At 72.5% G+C, this 20,565-nt stretch carries 21 protein-coding genes; 7 read left to right on the forward strand and 14 right to left on the reverse strand.

Going from position 1 to position 20,565, the window contains the following annotated elements; genetic code table 11:
- Positions 1-18 precede the first annotated feature (18 nt).
- The 7 genes from ACWGPF_RS08610 to sigK form a co-directional block, all read right to left on the reverse strand.
- The gene (locus ACWGPF_RS08610; RefSeq protein ID WP_452332430.1) at positions 19-1,251 is read right to left on the reverse strand and encodes an N-acetylglucosamine-6-phosphate deacetylase; all 1,233 of its coding nucleotides are present in this window, start codon (positions 1,249-1,251) and stop codon (positions 19-21) included.
- Positions 1,248-2,090, reverse strand: coding sequence for a class II fructose-bisphosphate aldolase (locus tag ACWGPF_RS08615; RefSeq protein WP_452332431.1), 843 nt, complete (start codon positions 2,088-2,090; stop codon positions 1,248-1,250). Before ACWGPF_RS08615 ends, ACWGPF_RS08610 begins: the two co-directional genes overlap by 4 nt.
- Entirely contained in the window at positions 2,087-3,046 is a 960-nt protein-coding gene (locus tag ACWGPF_RS08620; protein WP_452332432.1) for a 1-phosphofructokinase family hexose kinase, read from the reverse strand. The genes ACWGPF_RS08615 and ACWGPF_RS08620 overlap by 4 nt, the downstream gene beginning before the upstream one ends.
- On the reverse strand, positions 3,043-4,008 hold the full coding sequence (locus tag ACWGPF_RS08625; RefSeq protein ID WP_452332433.1) for an ROK family protein: 966 nt from the start codon (positions 4,006-4,008) through the stop codon (positions 3,043-3,045). The genes ACWGPF_RS08620 and ACWGPF_RS08625 overlap by 4 nt, the downstream gene beginning before the upstream one ends.
- Positions 4,009-4,011: 3 nt before the next feature.
- Positions 4,012-4,926 (reverse strand): SIS domain-containing protein, encoded by a 915-nt coding sequence (locus ACWGPF_RS08630; RefSeq protein WP_452332434.1) that lies wholly within the window; start codon positions 4,924-4,926, stop codon positions 4,012-4,014.
- Between the two features lie 126 nt (positions 4,927-5,052).
- On the reverse strand, positions 5,053-5,790 hold the full coding sequence (locus ACWGPF_RS08635; protein ID WP_452332435.1) for an anti-sigma factor: 738 nt from the start codon (positions 5,788-5,790) through the stop codon (positions 5,053-5,055).
- The gene (gene sigK, locus ACWGPF_RS08640) at positions 5,787-6,389 is read right to left on the reverse strand and encodes an ECF RNA polymerase sigma factor SigK (protein WP_452332436.1); all 603 of its coding nucleotides are present in this window, start codon (positions 6,387-6,389) and stop codon (positions 5,787-5,789) included. Before sigK ends, ACWGPF_RS08635 begins: the two co-directional genes overlap by 4 nt.
- A gap of 177 nt (positions 6,390-6,566) precedes the next feature.
- Between sigK and ACWGPF_RS08645 the strand changes: the two genes are divergently transcribed.
- From ACWGPF_RS08645 to ACWGPF_RS08665, 5 genes are all read left to right on the forward strand, one after another.
- Positions 6,567-7,253, forward strand: a complete 687-nt coding sequence (locus ACWGPF_RS08645) for a fasciclin domain-containing protein (RefSeq protein ID WP_452332437.1) — start codon at positions 6,567-6,569, stop codon at positions 7,251-7,253.
- 126 nt (positions 7,254-7,379) lie between these two features.
- Positions 7,380-8,624, forward strand: a complete 1,245-nt coding sequence (locus ACWGPF_RS08650) for an OmpA family protein (RefSeq protein ID WP_452332438.1) — start codon at positions 7,380-7,382, stop codon at positions 8,622-8,624.
- 262 nt (positions 8,625-8,886) lie between these two features.
- Complete coding sequence (locus ACWGPF_RS08655) at positions 8,887-9,441, forward strand: Dps family protein (RefSeq protein WP_452332439.1); 555 nt, start codon at positions 8,887-8,889, stop codon at positions 9,439-9,441.
- A gap of 20 nt (positions 9,442-9,461) precedes the next feature.
- Entirely contained in the window at positions 9,462-9,764 is a 303-nt protein-coding gene (locus tag ACWGPF_RS08660; protein WP_452332440.1) for a hypothetical protein, read from the forward strand.
- A gap of 1 nt (position 9,765) precedes the next feature.
- Positions 9,766-10,938, forward strand: a complete 1,173-nt coding sequence (locus ACWGPF_RS08665) for a low temperature requirement protein A (protein WP_452332441.1) — start codon at positions 9,766-9,768, stop codon at positions 10,936-10,938.
- Between the two features lie 4 nt (positions 10,939-10,942).
- On the opposite strand, the gene ACWGPF_RS08670 is transcribed toward ACWGPF_RS08665, so the two are convergent.
- Genes ACWGPF_RS08670 through ACWGPF_RS08685 form a run of 4 tightly spaced genes read right to left on the reverse strand, consistent with a single transcriptional unit; the run spans position 10,943 to position 13,162 of the window.
- Positions 10,943-11,704 (reverse strand): ABC transporter permease, encoded by a 762-nt coding sequence (locus ACWGPF_RS08670; protein ID WP_452332442.1) that lies wholly within the window; start codon positions 11,702-11,704, stop codon positions 10,943-10,945.
- Positions 11,701-12,465 (reverse strand): ABC transporter ATP-binding protein, encoded by a 765-nt coding sequence (locus ACWGPF_RS08675; protein ID WP_452332443.1) that lies wholly within the window; start codon positions 12,463-12,465, stop codon positions 11,701-11,703. The genes ACWGPF_RS08670 and ACWGPF_RS08675 overlap by 4 nt, the downstream gene beginning before the upstream one ends.
- Complete coding sequence (locus ACWGPF_RS08680; protein ID WP_452332444.1) at positions 12,462-12,830, reverse strand: DUF1048 domain-containing protein; 369 nt, start codon at positions 12,828-12,830, stop codon at positions 12,462-12,464. Before ACWGPF_RS08680 ends, ACWGPF_RS08675 begins: the two co-directional genes overlap by 4 nt.
- 2 nt (positions 12,831-12,832) lie before the next feature.
- Positions 12,833-13,162 (reverse strand): PadR family transcriptional regulator, encoded by a 330-nt coding sequence (locus ACWGPF_RS08685; protein ID WP_452332445.1) that lies wholly within the window; start codon positions 13,160-13,162, stop codon positions 12,833-12,835.
- 213 nt (positions 13,163-13,375) lie between these two features.
- On the opposite strand from ACWGPF_RS08685, the gene ACWGPF_RS08690 reads away from it, so the two are divergent.
- Complete coding sequence (locus tag ACWGPF_RS08690) at positions 13,376-14,782, forward strand: ricin-type beta-trefoil lectin domain protein (protein ID WP_452332446.1); 1,407 nt, start codon at positions 13,376-13,378, stop codon at positions 14,780-14,782.
- A gap of 87 nt (positions 14,783-14,869) precedes the next feature.
- Positions 14,870-15,106, forward strand: a complete 237-nt coding sequence (locus tag ACWGPF_RS08695) for a hypothetical protein (RefSeq protein WP_452332447.1) — start codon at positions 14,870-14,872, stop codon at positions 15,104-15,106.
- 210 nt (positions 15,107-15,316) lie between these two features.
- Here ACWGPF_RS08695 and ACWGPF_RS08700 read toward each other — a convergent pair whose 3' ends face one another.
- The 3 genes from ACWGPF_RS08700 to ACWGPF_RS08710 form a co-directional block, all read right to left on the reverse strand.
- A complete protein-coding gene (locus ACWGPF_RS08700; protein WP_452332448.1) occupies positions 15,317-18,136 on the reverse strand; it encodes a family 78 glycoside hydrolase catalytic domain in 2,820 nt (939 codons plus the stop codon).
- Entirely contained in the window at positions 18,133-19,491 is a 1,359-nt protein-coding gene (locus ACWGPF_RS08705) for an MFS transporter (protein ID WP_452332449.1), read from the reverse strand. Before ACWGPF_RS08705 ends, ACWGPF_RS08700 begins: the two co-directional genes overlap by 4 nt.
- 107 nt (positions 19,492-19,598) lie before the next feature.
- Entirely contained in the window at positions 19,599-20,264 is a 666-nt protein-coding gene (locus ACWGPF_RS08710) for a TetR/AcrR family transcriptional regulator (protein ID WP_452332450.1), read from the reverse strand.
- Positions 20,265-20,565: the final 301 nt, after the last annotated feature.

Genomic DNA, 20,565 nt, shown 5'->3' on the forward strand with positions numbered 1-20,565 from the left:
GGACGGGTTGCGACGACGCTAGGACCGCGCGGCGCCGGCCGTGCGGGATCGCTCACGATCGCACAGCGCGCGCCCTGCATGCACGAGCGCGCCATCGGCCCAGACGGCGTCGGGTGCGCCGCCCGCCCCGAGCAGGACGAGGTCGGCCGCGGCGCCCGGGGCGAGGCTGCCGATGCGCCCCTGCAGGCCGAGCAGGCGGGCGGGCGTCGCGGTGAGGGCGTCGACGGCGTCGACGAGCGGCACGCCCGCCGCGACGGCGTTCGCGAGCGCGCGGTCGAGTGTCAGCGTCGAGCCGGCCAGCGCGCCGTCCTCGCCGTGCGTCGCGACGCCGTCGCGCACCGTCACGTCGAGGTCTCCGAGCCGGTAGACGCCGTCTGGGGCGCCGGCGGCCGCCATGGCATCGCTCACGAAGGCGACGCGCCCCCGCGCGGCGCGCACCGCCCCCGCGACGATCGACGGATGCACGTGGACGCCGTCGACGATGAGCTCGAGCACGGCGCGCTGATCCTCGATCGCCGCGACGACGGGCCCCGGCGCACGGTGGTGGATGCCCTGCATGCCGTTGAAGGCGTGCGTCAGGACGCGGGCGCCGCGGGCGATGGCCTCCCGCGTCGTTCCGTGGTCGGCGGCGGTGTGGCCGATCGCGACGATCACGCCGGCGCCGACGAGCGCATCGATCGCGGAGGAGGAACCGGGCAGCTCAGGGGCGAGCGTGACCATGGCGACGGGGCCCGCGTCGCGCAGCAGGGCGACAGCGTCGGGGGTCGGAGGGCGGAGCGCGTCGGCGCGATGCGCCCCGCGGTGCGACCCCGCCAGGAACGGCCCCTCGAGATGCACGCCGAGGAGCAGCGGGTCGGCGGCGACGAGAGGCGCGAGGGCCGCGATCCGCGCGGCGAGCACGTCGACGCCCGCCGACACGAGCGACAGCATCGTGCGCGTCGTGCCGTGACGGCGATGCACGGCGAGGATGCGCAGGAGGGCACGGGGGTCGCGTGCGGCGTCCTCGGCGCTCGCTCCCCCGCCGCCGTGGCAGTGCAGGTCGACGAATCCCGGCACCGCCGCGCGCCCGTCGGCGTCGACGACGTGCGCGTCGCCGCGGAGATGGGAGCGCCATCCGCCGCCGTGTCCTCTGGCGACGACGCCCCGCGCCCCATCGATATCGGCGTCGAGCGCGACCCACGCGTCGTCGTCCTCCGTCCCGTCGGAGACGATGCGCGCGGAGTGCACGATCGTGCGGCGCGCGGCCGTCACGACGACGCGACGGGCACCGCGTCGAGCAGCGCGAGCAGGCGCGCCGCCTCCGCCCGCACGGCGTCGCGGCCCGCGCGCGTGTAGGAGCGCGAGTCGACGAGAGCCGGACGGTCGGCGAGCGCGCGGCGCACGGCCTCCGTGTACTGCTTCGTGAGCTGCGTGGCGATGTTGACCTTCGCGATGCCGGCGGCGACCGCGGCGCGCAGGTTCTCGTCGGCGACGCCGCTCGACCCGTGCAGCACGAGCGGCACGTCGACCGCGTCGTGCAGGCGTGCGATGAGGTCGAGGTCGAGCACCGCCGTGCGGTCCGTCATGGCGTGCGACGACCCGACCGCGACGGCGAGCGCGTCGACGCCCGTCTCGGCGGCGAACTGCGCGGCCTCCGCGGGGTCGGTGCGCACGCCGGGCGCGTGCGCGCCGTCCTTGCCGCCGATCTCGCCCAGCTCCGCTTCGACGAGCACGCCCGCCGCATGCGCTGCCCGCACGACCCGGCGCGTCGCCGCGACGTTCTCGGCGAACGGCAGGGTCGCTCCGTCGAACATGACCGACCCGAAGCCGAGGTCGATCGCCTCGAGAGCGAGCTCCTCCGACACGGCGTGGTCGAGGTGCACGGCGATGGGGGCGGCCGCGGCCTGCGCGATCGCCGACACCGCGGCCGCGACGGGAGCGAGGGCGCCGTGATACGCGACGCAGTTCTCGGAGATCTGCAGGATGAGGGGCAGCCCGGTGTCGTCGGCGGCGCCCGCGAGCGCCTCGGCGGTCTCGAGGTGCACGACGTTGAAGGCGGCGCGGCCGCGGGTCGTGCGGTCGAGGATGGCGCGGGTCGGCACGAGGGTCATACGGGGGTCCTTTCGCGGAGACGCGGGATGCCCGGGGCGACGATCGCCTCGGAGACGAGGGCCGGGTGGGTGGGAGAGACCTCGCCGGCGTACGGGGCGAGCACGGCCGCGGCGGAGAGGCCGGCCGCGCGGCGCGCGAGCGTCGCGAGATCGCCGACGCCGTCGGAGAGGTCGCGTGCGAGCGAGGCGACGGCCGCGTCGCCCGCGCCCGTCGCATTGCCGAGCAGGGGCCGCGGCATGCGCGCGCTCACCGCCTCGGGTTGCGCGTCCCCGGCGCGCGCGATGCACAGCCCGTCGGCACCGAACGAGGCCGCGACCATCCGCGCGCCGTCGGCGAGCAGCCGGCGGATGCCCTCGGCAGGGTCCGCGGCCCCCGTCGCCTCGACGAGCTCGACCGCGTTGGGCTTGACGAGGTCGGCGCCCGCGCGCGCCGCCTCGCGCAGGGCGGGCCCCGCGACGTCGGCGATCACCGCGACGCCCCGTCGACGGGCCTCGTGGACGAGGTCGCCGACGAACCCGTCGGGGGTCTCGGGCGGCAGGCTCCCCGACACGACGAGCACACGCGCGTCGGGGAGCCGGGCGGTGGCCGCCCGCACGAGCGCGGCGAGCTCGACTCGGCTCAGCGCGCTCCCCCGCTCGTTGAGGAGCGTCGCCGTGCCGGTCCCGTCCTCCACGATCGCGACGCTGCGGCGCAGCGGCCCGCCCCTCGGGACGAGGTCGACGGGGATGCCCGCGGCGCGCAGATCGTCGGCGAAGACGGCGCCGTCGCCCGATGCGGGGCACGGCGCGACGGCGACGACGGGACGACCGAGCGCGTGCAGCACGCGGGCGACGTTGACGCCCTTGCCGCCTGCGCGGGAGTGCCCCGCCCCGACACGGTGGCTCTCGCCGCGTTCGAGGGCGGGCAGGGACCACGTCAGGTCGAGGGCCGGGTTCGGCGTGACGACGACGATCACCGGGCCGCCGCCATCCGGGTCGGGGCGGCGGAGATCCGGGCGCGGGCGGCCATCCCCCTGGCGGACAGCGCGGCGCCCAGCACGCCCGCCTCGCCGCCCAGTCGCGCGGCCTCGACCACGGGCATCCGATGGAAGCTCAGCCGCTTGGCGAGATGCTCCCGCAGCGGGTCGACGAGAGCGGCGCCCGCGTGCGACAGGCCGCCAGCGATGATCACGGCGTCGGGCGCGAGGGCCGCCACGACGTGCGAGAGCCCGAAGGCGAGCGCGGCGACGGCCGCGTTCCACACGCCGTCGGCGACCTCGTCACCCCGTGTGGCGGCGTCGAGCACCTCGCGCGCGCCCGCGACGGGGCGACCCGACAGGCGGCCGTAGCGGCGCGCGATCGACGCGGCCGAGGCGACGGCCTCCAGGCATCCCACGAGGCCGCACGCGCACGGCTCGTCCGCTCCGTCGCCCGCGACGGGCGCGTGGCCGATCTCGCCGACGAGCGGCGACCCCGCGACGACGACGCCGTCGCGCACGATGACAGCCGAGAGCCCCGTGCCGATGACGACGACGACGGGGTCGCGATACGGCGCACCGCCGCCGAGGAGCAGCTCGGCGACGGCGGCGGCGCGCACATCCTGCCCGAACGAGACGGGCACAGCCAGCCGTTCGCGCACGAGGCGCCCGAGCGGCAGGTCGCTCCATCCGAGGTTCTCGGAGAACACCGCCACATCGCCGTCGACCACCCCCGGCACGACGAGGCCGACGGCGTCGAAGCGCCCCGCGTGCGCGGTCGCGATGAGATCGATCTCGTCGAGGAGCGCGGCGGCCCCGCGCGGCGTCGGACGGCGCTCGACTGCTCCGACGGAGCCCGACGCGGCGACGACCGCCGACTTGATGTCGGTGCCTCCGACGTCGATCCCGAGCACGGCGGCGGGGCCCTCCGGCAGGCGGAGGGGCGAGGGGACGGCCGACACGGGTCAGCCGAGGATGACGGAGCGCGTGAGGTTGCGCGGACGGTCGGGGTCGAGACCTCGGGCACGGGCCCGTGCGAGGGCGACGCGCTGGGCGCGCACGAGCTCGGCGAGCGGGTCGGCGCCTGACGCCTCGAAGCGGGCTCCCGTGGCCGCGACATCGGCGGCGAGACCGTCGGGTGCCGCGCCGAAGGCCCACACCACGCGGCCGGGAGCCGCGATGCTGATGGGCCCATGCCGGTACTCCATGGCGGGGTACGACTCTGTCCATGACTGCGCAGCCTCGCGCATCTTGAGCGCGGCCTCGTGCGCGAGGCCGACGGTCCACCCTCGGCCGAGCAGCGTGATCTGGTCGGCGTCGACGAGCGCGGAGGGCAGCCCAGCGGAGATCGCCTGACGGGCGTCTGCGGCCGACGCCGCGACGTCGTGGCCGAGGGAGGCCCGCAGCGCGCTCAGCGCGGACGTGGCGAAGCGGGTCTGCACGACCGAGGTCTCGTCGGCGAACGGCAGCGCGACGAGGTCGTCGACGGCGTCGGGGAAGGGCGACGCCGTGTCGCCGACGATGCCGACCGTGTGCACGCGGCCGCGCAGCTCGGCGGCCAGCTCGAGCACCTCTGTCGTCGTGCCGGAGCGGGTGATGAGGACGACGGCGTCGTAGTCGCGGGCGGCGGCAGGGGCCTCCGATGCCGCGAACGCATCGGTCTGGCCCTGCCCCGCGGCCTCGCGGAGGGCCGCATAGCTCTGCGCCATGAACCAGGAGGTGCCGCACCCGATCGCGGCGACGCGGAGGCCCGCTGCCGGCAGCACGGCGGTGTCGCGGGCGACCTCGGCGGCCTGCTCCCAGCAGTCGGGCTGCGAGACGAGCTCGGCCTCCATGTGCGCTCCCGCCGGGGAGATGGTCTGCGTGCCGGTCTCGGCCATGCGCCTGCCGCCTTTCGAGTCGTGGGGTGACGACTCGATGATGCGGACGAGCGATGTGCGATCTCGACGCTCCGCACACACTCGCACACGACGGACTCCCAGGCGGCGTCCGTCCGACGTCCCGCGTCAGTCGCTCGGCACCGCCACGATGGGCGTCGTGGTGGGGGCGCCCGTGGGCGAGCCGCCCTCCTGCTCGACGGTGACGGCCACGACATCTCCGGGCGCCATCTGCCCCTCGAGCAACGTGGGCGCATCGGATCCGCCGTCGAACACTCCGGCCGGGATCGGCGTCTCGCCGCGCACGTACCAGAGCTCGTACTGGCTGCCCTCGTCGAGCACCGGCACGCCGTCGGCGACGACGACCGCCTCACCCGTCGACGGAGACCAGTGCAGCTCGAGCGTGCCCCCGCCCGCCACCTCCGCCGACGCGCTCTGCGCATCAGCGGAGGACTCGATGCGCTCGAGCGCGACGACGGCCTCCGGACGGTCGAGGATCTGCGCGATCGACGCGACGCCGATCCCGATCGCCAGGACGAGCGCGATCGAGGCGGCGAGCGTGAACCACACGCGGCGCATCGGGCGCGCGGGCGCGGCGACCTCCGGTTCCGGCGCGACGTCCTCGTCCGAGGGCGCGGGAGCGGGCTCGGCGGCGATGCGCGCGAGCAGCTCGTCCCGGATGCGCGCGGGAGGCGCGACCTCGGGCACCGCATCGGCGAGGAACACGGCGGTCTCCTCATCGCGACGGGCGCGGTCGGCGAGCGCGGGATCGCCCGCGAGCGCCTCGGCGAGCCTCGTCTGGTCGTCCGGGCTCAGCGCGTGGAGCGCATGACCGGCGAGCAGCTCGTCCAGGTCCTTCTCGCTCATGCCAGCACCCCCATCTCCGTCCTCAGGCGCGACAGGCCGTCGCGCATCCTCGTCTTCACCGTGCCGAGGGGCGACCCGGTGAGGGCGGCGATCTCGCTCTGCGAATAGCCGCCGTAGTACGCCAGCGTCAGGGCTTCACGCTGGGCGTCGGGGAGCAGCCGGAGCGCCGCGATCACGCGCCGCCCCTCCATGCGGAGCTCCACGTCCTCGGCGACGCCGTCGAACGGCACGCCGAGATCGCGGAACCCGACACGGACATCGCGGTCGGTGCTCGCCTGCGCCGAGCGCACGCGATCCACCGCCCTGCGGTGCGCGATCGTGAGGATCCACGCCCTCCCTTGCCCCTTGTTCGGAGAGAAGCGGGATGCGGATTGCCAGATCTCCAGGAAGACCTCCTGGAGGACCTCCTCGCTCTGCGCGCGATCGACGAGCACGCGCAGCACGAGGCCGAACACACGGCCGGACAGCATGTCGTAGAGCTCGGCGAACGCGGCCTGATCACCCGCGCCGACGCGGACAAGGAGGTCGGCGACGTGATCACGGGGGTCGTCGACGGTCTCGTCCACGTCGAAGCCGTCGATGACCATAGGGTCCAGCATGCCGTACTCCTCCCTCGCGCGTTCCTTCTTCGGGGCGCGGCGCGGATCGGATGGCCGGGAAGATTTCTCGGATCCGTCCCCATCCGATCGGCGGAGGACCCCGAATGCCCTTGTGAAAGCCGAGAGGCGAAGGCATCGCTCAGCCGGGCGATCGTCCGTTCACAAGAGGAGAAGGCAATGTTCACGAAGAAGTCCACGCTCACCGGCGCCGCAGTGCTGTCGCTCGTCGCCGTCTTCGGCCTCACCGCCTGCAGCGGCGGGTCGACCACGACCGAGGACACCGACGCCGGCACCACGGCGAGCGAGTCGGCCGAACCCAGCACGGCCCCCGAGGAGACCATGGAGTCGGACGACACCATGGACCCCGCCGCGAACCTCGTCGGCGCCGGCTGCGCCGACTACGCGGAGGCCGTGCCGGATGGCGCGGGCTCGATCGACGGCATGGCCCTCGACCCGGTCGCCGTCGCCGCCTCCAACAACCCGCTGCTCACGACGCTCGTCGCGGCGGTGTCGGGTCAGCTGAACCCCGACGTCGACCTCGTCGACACGCTCAACGGCGACGAGTTCACGGTGTTCGCCCCGGTCGACGACGCATTCGCGAAGATCGACCAGGCGACGATCGACACCCTCAGCACCGACGCCGACCTGCTGACGTCGATCCTCACTTACCACGTCGTCCCCGGTCAGATCGCTCCCGACGACATCGACGGCACGCACACGACCGTGAACGGCGCCGACGTCGAGGTCACGGGCTCCGGCGACGACATCATGGTGAACGACGCGACCGTCATCTGCGGCGGCGTGCAGACCGCCAACGCGACGGTGTACCTCATCGACACGGTGCTCATGCCCCCGGCCGAGTAAGCCGCGGCGGGGAGGGGCGAGGCGGTCGGGCGAGAGCCCGGCCGCCTTCTGCGTGTGGTCGGCGATGTCGCGGATCTGCGACAGCGCCGCGACGGAACCGCTCCACCGGCTCGATACGCTCGAGCCATGAGCCGCCGCACCACCCTCGCCCTCCTCGTCTCCCTCGGGTCGGCAGGACTGCTCCTCGCCGGATGCACCGCCGACGTCGTGGAGCAGACGGCGTCGCCGTCGCCCTCGGCGGACGCAGCGACGACGCGCGTCGAGGAGACCGCATCGCCCGCGGCGGCGACCCCCTCCGCCTCCCCCACGGCGCCGGCCGCCAGGAGCGGTCTCCCGACGGTCGCGGGCTACGCCGTGGGCGACTTCCCCGCCGTGCCGCTCTTCACGCTGCCCGACCTGTCGCTCCTCGACGCGTCGACGTCGTCGTTCGCGATCGAGACGCGCGACGCCCTCGCGGACGTTCCGGGCGCCGTGGTCTCCGCCGCACGCTGCGACGCCGCGGGCGAGGTCGTCTCCGGGGACGGCACGGCGTACCTCTACGGCGACGGCTCCGGATCCTACACGGGGCCGGACGGCGGCATCCGCAACTACGGTGACGGATCGGGGAGCTTCACCCTGAACGGCGTCGTGGTGGAGAACTACGGAGACGGATCCGGATCTTACGACGACGGCACGGTGTCGATCCAGAACTACGGCGACGGCTCCGGATCCTACGAGGACGCCGACATCGCCATCCAGATCTACGGCGACGGATCGGGATCGTATGAGGACGGCGCCGTCTCCATCCAGAACTATGGCGACGGCTCCGGATCCTACGAGGACGGCGCCGTCGAGATCCAGAACTACGGCGACGGGTCGGGTTCGTACCGCGACGCCGACATCGAGATCCGGAACCACGGCGACGGCACGGGCACAGTCGACGGCGAGTGGATCGACGTCGAGCCGCTCGCCCCGGTCCCCGTCCTCGGCGTCTTCCCCCCGCTCACGGCGCTCGCCCCCGTCGAGTCGTGCGGGACGACCATCTCGTTCGAGGACGGCGTGCTCTTCGACTTCGCCGAGAGCGCCATCCGCCCCGACGCGGCCGAGGTGCTCACGACGGTCGCCCAGGTGCTGTCCGACGCGGACGTGTCCTCCGCGACGGTGTCGGGGCACACGGACGCGATCGGCTCCGACGAGGAGAACCTCGCGCTGTCGCAAGCCCGCGCCGATGCCGTCGTCGCCGCGCTCAGGGCCGACGGCGTGACCGCCGACCTCCGGGCGGAGGGGTACGGCGAGTCGCGGCCCGTCGCCGCCAACGAGATCGACGGCGTCGACAATCCCGCCGGCCGCCAGCTCAACCGCCGCGTCGAGATCTTCCTCCCCGCCGTCTGACCATCGGAAAGGCCGCTCCCATGCGCTGCCGGCCGCCGCGCGGTGCCGGAATCGTCGCGAGCGCCGGGATCGCCGCCGTCGCGGCCCTCGCGCAGCGCGACCCTGCGGCCGGAGCGCGCGCGGGTGGACGCGGCGATTGTCGTGCTGCGATCCGCGGAGGGATCCGGCACCGTCGCCATCCTGCGGCTGCCGCTCCTGCCATCCCCGACCGCCCGCGTCAAGCCGATGACAGCCGGTGGCCCCACGGCCTAGCGTCGATGCCATGACTGCGAACGACACCCCTCAGAAGAACCGCCGTCGTGCCGCCCGTGGCGGGAGCGGAGCGAAGGTGACGTCCGATCAGAACGCGGAGCACGGCTTCACCGCCTCGAAGTCTCTCGCCGAGAACATGCAGCGCGTGCTCGTCGACCTCATCGAGCTGTCGCTGCAGGGCAAGCAGGCGCACTGGAACGTCGTCGGGACGAACTTCCGCGACACCCATCTGCAGCTCGACGAGATCATCGAGGCCGCGCGCGAGTTCTCCGACACGGTCGCCGAGCGCATGCGCTCGCTGCACGCCCTCCCCGACGGGCGCAGCGACGTCGTGGCCGCGACGACCACCCTGCCGGAGTTCCCGCAGGGCGAGATCGCGACGTCGGAGGTCATCGACCTCATCACCGAGCGCCTCGACGTCGTCGCGTCGACGTGCCGCGAGGTGCACGACGACGTCGACGACGAGGACCCGACGACGGCCGACATCCTCCACGCCGTCCTCGAGCGTCTCGAGCAGCTCTCGTGGATGGTGAGCGCCGAGAACCGCGTGCCGCGCGGCCGCTGAGGATGGTCCATCCTGGTGGCATGGACGATGTGACCGCCGAGGAGGTCTTCGCGGCCTCGCTGGAGCCGCGCAGCGGCAGCGCACTCGAGAAGGCCGGCCGGTTCATCGTGAACCTCGCCTCCGGCTACTTCGCGAACGACACCTCCGCCGTCGCCGACATCGACCTCGTCGTGCGGCGGCGCGAGACCGGCGAGGAGGTGCTGCGCACGCCGACCGAGGCCCACGCCGCGGGGTTCCTCCTCGAGGAGGTCGAGCGCGACCTCGCCATGCTCGACGAGGATGCGTTCCTCGCGGCGTGGTCGGCGCCTCGCGACGGGGACTGACGTGCCCGGTCTGCGCCGTGACGTGCTGCGTGCGAGCGGCGCCGACCGGGTGGCGTTCGTCGAGCTGTTCTTCGACCTCGTCTTCGTGTTCGCGCTGACCCAGCTCTCGAGCTACCTCTTCGCGCATCGCACGCCGCTCGGCGCGCTCGAGGGCGCCATCCTGCTGTGCGCCGTGTGGTGGACGTGGGTCTCGACGACCTGGGTGACGAACACCCTCGAGCCGGCGAAGCTGCCGGTGCGCGGCGCCGTCGTCGCCCTCGCGTTCCTCGCGCTCCTCATGGCGGTCGCCGTGAAGGAGTCGTTCGGCGACCGCGCGTGGACGTTCGCGCTCGCCTATGTCGCCCTGCAGCTCGGGCGCTCGGCGTTCATGGTCTGGGCGACGGCACGGCACGACGCGCGCATCTCCGACGACTTCCGGCGCATCCTCGTCTGGACGGCGGGCGGGTCGGCGCTCTGGATCGCCGGCGCGCTGCTCCCCCTCCCCGCCCAGCTGCCCCTGTGGATCGCCGCCCTCTGCGTGGAGTTCATCGGCACCCTGACGGGGTATCCGACGCCGGGGCGGGGGCGCGTCACGCTCGAACGCTGGGATCTGTCCGGGGCGCACATCGCCGAGCGCACATCGCTCTTCGTGCTCATCGCGCTCGGCGAGGGCCTCCTCGTCTCGGGCTTCTCGTTCGTCGCCGAGGAGTCGTCGCCCGACGGCGTCGTCGCGATGGCCTGCGCCTTCGTGTCGGCGGCGGCCGCGTGGTGGATCTACTTCGACCACGGCGAGCGCGTCGGCGCGGAGGCGATCGAGCGGTCGGATGCGCCCGGGCGGCTCACGCGCACCGCGTACACGTGGGTGCACCTGCTCATCGTCGGCGGGATCGTCATGATGTCGGTCGGCGACAAGCAGGCGCTCTCGCATCCCGACGAGACGGGTGTCGCGAGCGCGCTCGCCCTCACAACGGGCCCCTTCCTCTTCCTCCTCGGCACGGTGCTGTTCCGCCGCATGCTCGAGCGCAGCGTGCCCCGGGCGCAGCTCGCGGGTGTCATCGCCGTTCCCGTGGTGGCGCTCGCCGGCGTCTTCGTCGGCGCGCTGACGACGGCGATCGCGGTGACGGCCGTCCTCGTGCTCGTGGCGGCGGGCGAGACGGCCTGGCGCATCCGCCTCGGCCGACGAGCCGGCGGATGACACCTCACGCGAAGCGACGCCGGTAGACCGCGAGCGACACGGCGTACGCGACGACGAGGATGCCGACGCACCACGCGAGCGCGACCCACAGGTCTGCGCCGACCGGCTGCCCGGCCAGCAGCGCCCTGAGGGAGTTCACGATCGACGTGACGGGCTGGTTCTCGGCGAACCACCGCACGGGGGCCGACATCGACTCGGTCGGCACGAACGCCGAGCTGATGAACGGCAGGAAGATGAGCGGGTACGAGAACGCGCTCGCGCCGTCCACGGTCTTGGCGGTGAGCCCCGCGATGACCGCCACCCAGGTGAGCGCGAGGGTGAACACGGCGAGGATGCCCGTGACGGCGAGCCATCCGCCGGTTCCCGCGCTCGATCGGAACCCCAGCACGAGCGCGACCGCGACGACGACGGCGACCGACACGAGGTTCGCGACGACCGACGTCAGCACGTGCGCCCAGAGGATGGCCGAGCGCGCGATCGGCATGGAGCGGAACCGCTCGAGGATGCCTCCCTGCAGATCGAGGAAGAGCCGGTACGCCGTGTAGGCGATGCCCGACGCGACCGTGATGAGGAGGATGCCCGGCAGCAGGTAGTCGATGTACGACCCGCCGCCGGTGTCGATCGCGCCGCCGAGGACGAAGACGAACAGCAGCATGAGCGCGATCGGAGTGACCGCGGTCGTGATGATCGTGTCGACACTGCGCGTGATGTGGCGCAGCGATCGACCGGTGAGGACGGCGGTGTCGCCGATGACGTGGGCGCTCATGATCCTTCTCCTTCGTTCTCGCCGACCAGGGCGAGGAACACGTCCTCGAGGCTCGGCTGCTTCTCGATGTACTCGACCTTCGCGCTCGGCAGCAGCCGCTTCAGCTCGGCGAGCGTGCCGTCCACGAGGATGCGACCGCGATGCAGGATGGCGATGCGGTCGGCGAGGCGCTCGGCCTCGTCGAGGTACTGCGTCGTCAGCAGCACGGTCGTGCCGCGGCCGACGAGCTCCTCGATCGTCTGCCACACCTCGATGCGCGCCTCGGGGTCGAGGCCCGTCGTCGGCTCGTCGAGGAAGATGACGGAGGGGTCGCCGATGAGGCTCATCGCGATGTCGAGGCGACGCCGCATGCCGCCCGAGTAGGTGCCCGCCCTGCGCCCGCCCGCCTCGACGAGCGAGAACCGCGCGAGCAGGTCGTCGGCCACGGCGCCGGGGTCGGTCAGATGGCGCAGCCGCGCCACGAGCACGAGGTTCTCGCGCCCCGTGAGGACCTCGTCGACGGCGGCGAACTGACCCGTGAGGCTGATCGTCTCGCGCACACGCGCCGCCTGGCTCGCGATATCGGCGCCGCCCACCGACGCCGAGCCGGCGTCGGCGGACAGCAGGGTCGAGAGGATCCGCACGAGCGTCGTCTTGCCCGCGCCGTTGGAGCCGAGGAGGGCGAAGACGGTGCCCCGCTCGACTTCGAAATCGACGCCGCGGAGCACGGCGAGGTCTCCGTAGGCCTTCTCGATGCCGCGCGCCTCGATGACCGCGGTCATGAGCGCTCGCCTCCCGTCGCGTCGTCGACCGCCCTGCGCAGGCGGGTCCGCTCCTTGTCGATCCACTCGCGTGTCGTGTAGGCGCGGACGAACGCCTCCGCGAACTCGACGGGGTCCTCCCCGACGATGTCGCGGATCGCCAGGCCGTCGGCCGCCGCCCCGTCGAAGAGATCGGCGAGGTCGTCGAGCATCCTCACCATCGTCTCGCCGTCAGTCACGCCGCCCTGGTACATGAGGTACCGGTCGACGGCCTTCGCGACCGCCGCGTAGGGCTCGGGGAGCGCCTCGACGCGCGCCCGGTACTGCCGGTACTGCTTCTTCTGCTCGAGCGAGCCCGTGAGGGCCTCGATCCACTTCGCCGCCATGATCACTTCTCTCCTTCGTGGAGCTGTCCGATGCGCTCTGCGAGGAAGCTCCACGTCCTCCAGAACTCTGCGAGCTGCTCCCGCCCCTGCGGGTTCAGCGTGTAGACCTTGCGCGGAGGGCCCTTCTCCGAGGGCACCCGCTCGACGTCGACGAGGCCCTTCTGCTCGATGCGGACGAGCAGCGCGTAGACGGTGCCCTCGACGATGTCGGTGAACCCCTGGTCGCGCAGCTGCGCCGTGATCTCGTACCCGTACGCGGGGCGCCCGGCGAGGATCGCGAGCACGATGCCCTCGAGAGTGCCCTTGAGCATCTCGGTCATCTGATTCCCCATGAGCCGCCTCCCTTCTACTCTGTGTTACTGACTACCACTAGACGGTAACACTGAGTAGCGGTACTTGGCAAGACTGAGTAGCAGACTCGTGCGCGACATAACGGACGCCGTCCGATACGGTCGGGGCACCGGGATGTTTGCGCAACCATCGATGACGAGGCGCGGCATCCGGAGAGACGGCGCGACGACGCGCCGGAAGGGAGCATCCATCCGATGAAGAGGGCATTCGGGATCGCCGTGGCGATCGGCATCCTGCTGTCGGGCGGCCTCGCCGCCTCCGCCGGCGCCGCACCGTCACGGGGGCCGTCGGGCACCTCCGAGTTCCGCGGCGTGAACTGGGCCGATCCGCGCGACAACTACGCCGATGACGCCGTCGTGCCATCCGGTCTGAGCGTCGACGACGGCTACCGCGCGACCTACGACAAGGCGTCCGACATCGTCGCGGAATTCCGCTCGGAGCTGCGCGCGAACACCGTGCGCCTGCCGATCAACCCCTGGAGCGTCGGCACCGACTGGTGGGAGTCGTACCGCGGCGCGATCGACGCCGCGACCCGCCGCGGGTTCGACGTCATCCTCAGCTACTGGGAGGCCGACGACGCGAAGGACGGTCGCGTCGACGACCCGGCGGCCTTCGACACCATGTGGGACGAGGTCGTCGACGCGTACGGCCGCAACCCGCACGTGTCCTTCGAGATCATGAACGAGCCGTTCGGCTACGCGCTCGACGAGTGGGTGGACCTCTCGGCGGGCTGGCTCGACCGCCACGCCGACGTGCCCCGCTCCCGTGTCATCGTCTCGGGCACGGGCTACAACGACGACGTCACGGGAGTGGGCGCCGCCGAAGAGCTCGACGGCACCCTGCTGTCGCTGCACTTCTACGGCTTCTGGGCCGATCACACGACGGAGGACGAGTGGAAGGCGAACCTGCTGCCGCGCATCGGCGAGTACGGATGGCGCACGCTCGTGAGCGAGGCCGGCTCGCCCATGACGACGGGCCTCAACTACGGCAACCACGCGGGCGACGTCTCGACGTCGTACCTCGGTGCTCTCACCGAGGTCGCACGCGAGCAGGGCATGGGCGTCGTCTACTGGCCCGGCCTGCGCTCGGGCGACTCGTACACGCTCACGGAGATCGCCTCCGACGGCGACCTCGAGGTGACGAACGCCTCGGGGCTCGCCCAGATCCAGTGGGGCTGGGGCCTGCTCCGCACGGAGCAGCTGAACGACCTGCCGCCCGCGCCTCCCGGGGACCCGATCCGGAGCGAGCAGCACGGCGTGTGCATCGACATCCCCGGGGCGTCGACGACACCCGGCACCACGCTCGGGCTCTGGAACTGCAACGGTGGCGCCAACCAGTCCTTCCATCCGGAGGACGACGGCGCGCTGTCGGTGTACGGCGACATGTGCGTCGACGTCGCGGGCACGCTGGCCACCGGGTCCGCCCTCGCCATCGAGGACTGCAGCGGCGGCGCGACGCAGGGCTGGGACCTGCGCGCCGACGGCACGATCGCGAGCATCGCCGATCCCTCGCTGTGCCTCGCGACTCCGCAGACGGAGTGGGGGGTCGCCCTGGCTGCGTGCGACGCCGCGAGCGCGACGCAGCGCTGGACGATGGGCTGACCCGTCCCGGGGCCCGGGCGCAGCGCTCCCGGGCCCCTTCCCGTGCCATCACGGGGGGTCGCACGCCCCCGCCCACTCCTCGCGGGCGTGGCCCGGCTCCCCGAAGTGCGGTGGGCGGCGCTCGCGCTCCTCCTGTTCCTCTCGGGATGGACCGCGCAGGCCCTCGGCGCCCCGGCGACGGGCGCCGCCGTGCGCTCGGCGCTGCTGCCGGACGACAAGGCGCGCATCGTGCATCACCTCGCGGCGCGCGGGTCATGCTCGTGGGCGACGCCGTCGACGATTCCCCCGCTCTCGCCGTCGCGGGTCACGAGGGCTCGACCGTGATCGTCGCGCTCAGCATAGATCTCTCCCGCGCGCGGCCCGTTGCCGGCGAGCAGGAGCGGATGCGCGCGAGGCACAGCGGTGCTCGATGTGCACCCTGGTGCAGCGCACACACGCACCGGCGTGCAAGGCGGGCACCGCAGTGCATTGCGCGCATCGCGGAGAAGGCGGTCGCGCCCCCGCGCGACGATCTCGTCGTGCGGGGGCAGCACATCACCTGGCGCTCGGGCGGTACTCCGCCAGCTCGGCGTCGATCGCGGCGCGCACGCGCGGCGGCATGACGAAGATGCTCACCTCGAGGGGCTCGCCGCGCCGCCAGCGCGTGTGGTGCGTGCGCAGCGCCTGGCCGACACGCGGAACGTGGGCGTCGAGCGCGCGGAGCACCGCGGCGTACGCCCCCGGGTCCTCCATGATGTCGGCGAGGCCCGTCTTGAGGCTGAGCCGCTCCACGCGCGGATGGCCGACCACGAGGTCGACGGCCCACTCATGCACGCCGGAGCCGACCGCGAAGGGAGCCGTCCCGTCCGGCAGCCGGACGACTGCCGTCGTGTTCGCCGGGACGTCGGCCGAGATCCGGACGGAGCCTCCCTCCCGACGCCAGCGCACCGACGCGTCGCCATAGGGGGTGCGATGCGTCGCCGACACGTGGTCGAACGACGGCAGCGGCACGGGCGCGATCTCGATCGCGCGGTAGCCCGGCTCGGCGGGGCGGATGCCCGCGACGACGCGATAGAGCCAGTCGACGACGGAGCCGAACGCGTAGTGGTTGAACGAGACCGCACGCGGGTTGATCGAGCCGTCGGGGCGCAGCGCATCCCACGCCTCCCAGACCGTGGTCGCCCCCATCGTGAGGGGGTACAGCCACGAGGGGCACTCGGTCTGCGTGATCATCCGGTCGGCGGCGAGCAGGTGACCCGTCGCGGTGAGCGCCTCCGTGAGGAACGGCGTGCCGGCGAACCCCGTTCCGATGTGGAACCCCGACTCGCGCACGAGCGCGGCGAGGTGGTCGCCCATCCGCTGCCGCGTCTCCTCGTCCTCCGCGAGGCCGAAGACGATCGCGAGCGCGTACGCGGTCTGCGCCTCCGAGGCGACGCGCCCGCCCGGCGTCACGTACTCGGCGCCGAACGCCGCCTTGATCTCGGCGGCGAGCGCCGTGTAGCGGTCGGCATCTGCTCGCCTGCCGATCGCCGCCGCCATCTCGGCGAGCAGGCGGGCCGACTGGAAGAAGTACGCCGTGGCGACGAGCTCGGCGTCGGCCTTGGCCTCGGTGGGGAACTCGGGCGGCGAGAACGGGTCGAGCCAGTCGCCGAACTGGAACCCGCCCTTCCACAGCCGCGACGGGCCGACGATCGCCGCGACGCGGTCGACCCATGCCGTCATGCTCGCGTACTGCCGCTCCAGGATGCCGCGGTCGCCGTAGCGCTCGTGGAGCACCGCCGGCACGACCGTGGCCGCATCGCCCCACGCGGCCGCGGGGCTCGTGAACGCGGTCGCCACCGCCGGCAGCGGGCTCGGCACGACGAACGGGATGACCACGCCGTCGTCGGTCTGCTCCGCCGCGAGATCGCCGAGCCAGTTCGCGAGGAAGCCGTCGACGTCGAACAGCGTCGCGGCCGTCGGCGAGAACCACATGATGTCGCCGGTCCATCCGAGGCGCTCGTCGCGCTGCGGGCAGTCGGTGGGGAGCGAGACGAAGTTGTCGCGCATCCCCCAGACGACGCTCTCATGGAACCTGTTCACGAGCTCGTGCGACGAGTCGAACCAGCCCGTGCGCGCGAGATCGCTCGAGACGGCGACGGCCGTGAACGCGGCGTCGTCGGGCGTTCCCGTCCAGCCGCTGATGCCGGCGTACCGGAACCCGCGGAAGGTGTGCGTGGGCTCCCACGTGAAGGGCCCGCCGGGCGCGATGAACGAGTCGGTCGTGTCGGCGTGCCCCATCGACGCGCGCTCGAGCTCACCGTCGGGGGCGAGCACCTCCGCGTGCCGGATGACGACCTTCGTGCCTGCGGGCAGGTCGGCGCTCACGCGCAGACGCCCCGAGATGTTCTGGCCGAAGTCGAGCACGGTCTCCCCCGACGGCGCCGTCGTCCGGGCGAGGACCGGCAGCGCGTCGATCCGCCGCACGGGCGGCGCCGACCGCGGGATCGGCGTGACGGCGCCGTCGACGACGGCCGCCGGCTCCCAGCCCGCGTCGTCGAACGAGGCCGTGTCCCATCCCGGTTCGGCGAGGCGCAGGTCGTCGTGCTGGCCCGCGTAGATGCCCGCGTCGATCGTCGGGCCGTGCGGCTGCGCGCGCCAGGTGCCGTCCGTCGAGACGGTCTGCGTCGTGCCGTCGGCGTAGTCGAGCACGAGCAGGAGGGCGGCGGACGGCTGCGCGCCGTAGAACGGCACCGCCGCCTCGCCGAATCCGTAGCGCTCGCAGAACCATCCGCCCGACAGCCGGATGCCGACCGCGTTCGGCCCCGGCGCGAGGAGCGCTGTGACGTCGACGGTCTCGTGGATGAGGCGCCACTGGTAGGCCGTCCAGCCGGGCTTGAGCGTCTCGTCGTCGACCTCGGAGCCGTTGAGGCTGACCTCGTACACGCCCTGCGCCGTCGAGTAGAGCGTCGCCTTGGTGAGACCTTCGCGCACGGCGAAGGTCGTGCGGAAGAGCCCGGGGTGGGCGACGCGATCCGGCGCCCGCAACCCGATCATCCGCGCGGTCCACTCCCCGTCGCCGAGGAACCCGGCTTCGATCGCGCGCGCATCGCTCCAGTCGGAGACGCCGCCGTCCTCGCCGGCGACGCGCACGCGCACATGCCGCGTCTCGCGCGGCGCGAGCGGAGCGAAGGGCCAGTCGACGTGCACGGAGTCGCGCCCGTCCACACGCACGACCTCGCCCGCGCATTCGAGCTCGGCCCAGGCCTGCAGCCATCCGCCCGCCGACGACTGCGTCGCCCAGGTGAGCCGAGGAGTCGGGGTCGGCGAGTACCGGGAGTCTCCGCGGTATTCGACCTTGGTGATTTCGACGGCGATCGTGGGGCCGGTGGTCATTTCTCCCCCTCGGGTGCGGTGGTGCGAGCCGGATGCAGCTCGGCGCGGATGTAGGCATCCAAGTCGTCATCGTCATCGTCATCGTCATCGTCATCGTCGCGGAGCATCCTCACGTCGCGCAGACGGCGGACCCACACCAATCCGATGAGCAGCGCGATCGCGTTGAGGCCCGCGAGGCCCCAGTAGAGGCCCTGGATGTTCGCCGCCGCGAGCGCCGGGGTGAAGAGGGCGGCGACGGCCGCGAGGGCACGGCAGAAGAAGATGCCGATGCCCTGGGCGGTGGCGCGCGACGCGGTCGGGAACTTCTCCTGCGTCCACACCTTGAACAGCCCCTCGCCGGCGAAGCCCGTCCCTCCCGTCGCGACGAACAGCCCGATGAGGTACGGGACGAGGAGGAGGTTCGTCGTGGCGATGAGCACCATGCCGCTCACGGCGAGGAGACCCCCGACGACGAAGAGGGGGATCCGCGCTCGCGTGTCGGCGAAGCGCATGAAGAGGATTCCCGTGACGAGGCCGACGGGAATGAAGCCCAGCAGCGCCGTCGTCGCGACCTGCGGCGAGGCCCCCGCCACCTCCGTGACGATGTAGAACGTGAACTGCCCGGCGGTGTTGGTGGCGATGTTGCCGATCGCGTAGAAGAGGGCGAGGGCGGCGACGGCCGGCCAGAAGCCGGCGAGGGCCCGCAGGCCGGTCGCGGTGACGGCTCCCTCCGCTGCTTCCCCCGCGACGCGCACCGCGCCCGTGGCGACCTTCCACTCCTTCGACTCGGGGAGGCGCACGCGCAGCGCCCACACGGCGATCGCGATGACGAGCAGGTGGCCGAACAGGATGCGGCCGCCCAGCACCGGATCGATGCCCGTGAAGGCGATGATGTTGGAGATCGCGATGACGAGTACGGTGCCCAGTCCCCACAGGATCTGCGAGAACGCGATCATGCGGCCCCGGAATCGCTCCGGCGTCTCCTCCGCGACCAGCGCGAGCGAGACGGGGAGGTCGGCCCCCATGGCGAGACCGGTGAGGATGGCCGCGACGTAGAGGAAGGGTGCGCTCGGGGCGAAGGTGAGAAGGGCCAGCCCCAGCGCGAGGATGGCGAGGTCGACCGAGAAGACCCGCTTGCGCCCGAATCGGTCGCCGAGGGAGCCTCCGACGAGAGCCCCGACGGCGAGCCCGCCCGTGATGAGCGCGGACAGGGCACCGAGATCCCAGGGCGTGAGGCCGAAGCGGTCCATGTAGAGGGTGAAGGCCGTGCCCGAGGCGACGAGCACGCCGGCATCGATCCAGGAGGCCATGCCGCCCAGCCACGCCGTCTTCCAGACGGATCGGGGGATCCGCATCCTCATCGGGCTGTCGGTCATCGTGCGCTCTCCTTCGAACGACGGGATCCTCGTCGGGAACCCAAAACACGAACTAGCGTTCTAGTTCACTCCGGATGCTACAAAATCGATTCAAGCGACGCAAGCGGTCAGCCGCGCCGCAGGAACGCGATGATCGTGAGCGAGAGCCGACCCCCGATGCCGTCTCGATTCTCGACCTCGACCGGCTGGTCGGCCCTGAGCGTGTTGAGGCTGAGACTGTGGGCGAGCACGCCGTTGACGAGCTGGAAGCACCACGCGAGGTCGTCGTCCACGACGGCGATCCCCGCACGGTCGCACGCCTCCCGGAGCACGCGCACGAAAACCCCTCGCGCAGCCTGCTCCGACGCCCTCCCCTGCCGGCGGATCTCGGCGTCGCCCGTCGACACCCATGCGAGGTACCGGAGGAGGTCGGCACGCTCGGCGAGCGCGCGCACGTAGCCGCGCACCATCGCATTCGCGGCCGCCTCGAGAGACGGATGCGCTCCCGCCTCCGCCCCGATGGCGTCGAGCTCCGCGTTGAGGCGCTCGAGCTCCTCGCGCTGCACGAGGCGCACGAGCTCGGCCTTGCCCTGCACGCGCGCGTAGATCGACCCAATGGAGACCCCCGCGGCCCGGCTGACGTCGGCGAGACGGAAGTCGACCGTGTCGGGATCGCGCATGAGGTCGAGCGCGGCCCGCTTCACGCGCGAGAACGCAAGGGCGCTGCGCTTCTGCTTCGGCGCCGTCACGCCGTCGAGCTGCGCCTCCGTGCCCCTGATCTCGCCGCCGCCCACACACGACACCTTACGCGGGACGGGGAGAGCGCCCCTCCCGTCGCGGACGCACCCCGCAGACGGGATCTCCCACACGATCTCATTCGAATATACTTGCTAATGTCGGGTGCGTGTGTGATGATGGTTACATGGACAAAGGTTCGTCTGTCGGTGGGTTGTCGGGGTGGTTCCCGACGGCCGATGAGACGGTGCGGATGGGCGTCCTGGTGGAGGCGATGGATGTCGCGTCTCGGGCGATGGCGGCCGTGGAGGCGGGGCAGGTGCTGCTCGTCGCGCAGCTCGTGCAGATCGCGAACGCCCA

The organism is Microbacterium sp. NPDC055683, assembly GCF_053617895.1.

What these genes read in the sequence shown, in the direction of transcription:
- ACWGPF_RS08700 (WP_452332448.1), bottom strand. Translation starts at nt 18,136, where the DNA reads ATGACCACCGGCCCCACGATCGCCGTCGAAATCACCAAGGTCGAATAC.
- ACWGPF_RS08645 (WP_452332437.1), top strand. Translation starts at nt 6,567, where the DNA reads ATGTTCACGAAGAAGTCCACGCTCACCGGCGCCGCAGTGCTGTCGCTC.
- ACWGPF_RS08655 (WP_452332439.1), top strand. Translation starts at nt 8,887, where the DNA reads ATGACTGCGAACGACACCCCTCAGAAGAACCGCCGTCGTGCCGCCCGT.
- ACWGPF_RS08690 (WP_452332446.1), top strand. Translation starts at nt 13,376, where the DNA reads ATGAAGAGGGCATTCGGGATCGCCGTGGCGATCGGCATCCTGCTGTCG.
- ACWGPF_RS08615 (WP_452332431.1), bottom strand. Translation starts at nt 2,090, where the DNA reads ATGACCCTCGTGCCGACCCGCGCCATCCTCGACCGCACGACCCGCGGC.
- ACWGPF_RS08685 (WP_452332445.1), bottom strand. Translation starts at nt 13,162, where the DNA reads ATGGGGAATCAGATGACCGAGATGCTCAAGGGCACTCTCGAGGGCATC.
- ACWGPF_RS08675 (WP_452332443.1), bottom strand. Translation starts at nt 12,465, where the DNA reads ATGACCGCGGTCATCGAGGCGCGCGGCATCGAGAAGGCCTACGGAGAC.
- ACWGPF_RS08670 (WP_452332442.1), bottom strand. Translation starts at nt 11,704, where the DNA reads ATGAGCGCCCACGTCATCGGCGACACCGCCGTCCTCACCGGTCGATCG.
- ACWGPF_RS08635 (WP_452332435.1), bottom strand. Translation starts at nt 5,790, where the DNA reads ATGAGCGAGAAGGACCTGGACGAGCTGCTCGCCGGTCATGCGCTCCAC.
- ACWGPF_RS08705 (WP_452332449.1), bottom strand. Translation starts at nt 19,491, where the DNA reads ATGACCGACAGCCCGATGAGGATGCGGATCCCCCGATCCGTCTGGAAG.
- ACWGPF_RS08680 (WP_452332444.1), bottom strand. Translation starts at nt 12,830, where the DNA reads ATGGCGGCGAAGTGGATCGAGGCCCTCACGGGCTCGCTCGAGCAGAAG.
- sigK (WP_452332436.1), bottom strand. Translation starts at nt 6,389, where the DNA reads ATGCTGGACCCTATGGTCATCGACGGCTTCGACGTGGACGAGACCGTC.
- ACWGPF_RS08660 (WP_452332440.1), top strand. Translation starts at nt 9,462, where the DNA reads ATGGACGATGTGACCGCCGAGGAGGTCTTCGCGGCCTCGCTGGAGCCG.
- ACWGPF_RS08650 (WP_452332438.1), top strand. Translation starts at nt 7,380, where the DNA reads ATGAGCCGCCGCACCACCCTCGCCCTCCTCGTCTCCCTCGGGTCGGCA.
- ACWGPF_RS08630 (WP_452332434.1), bottom strand. Translation starts at nt 4,926, where the DNA reads ATGGCCGAGACCGGCACGCAGACCATCTCCCCGGCGGGAGCGCACATG.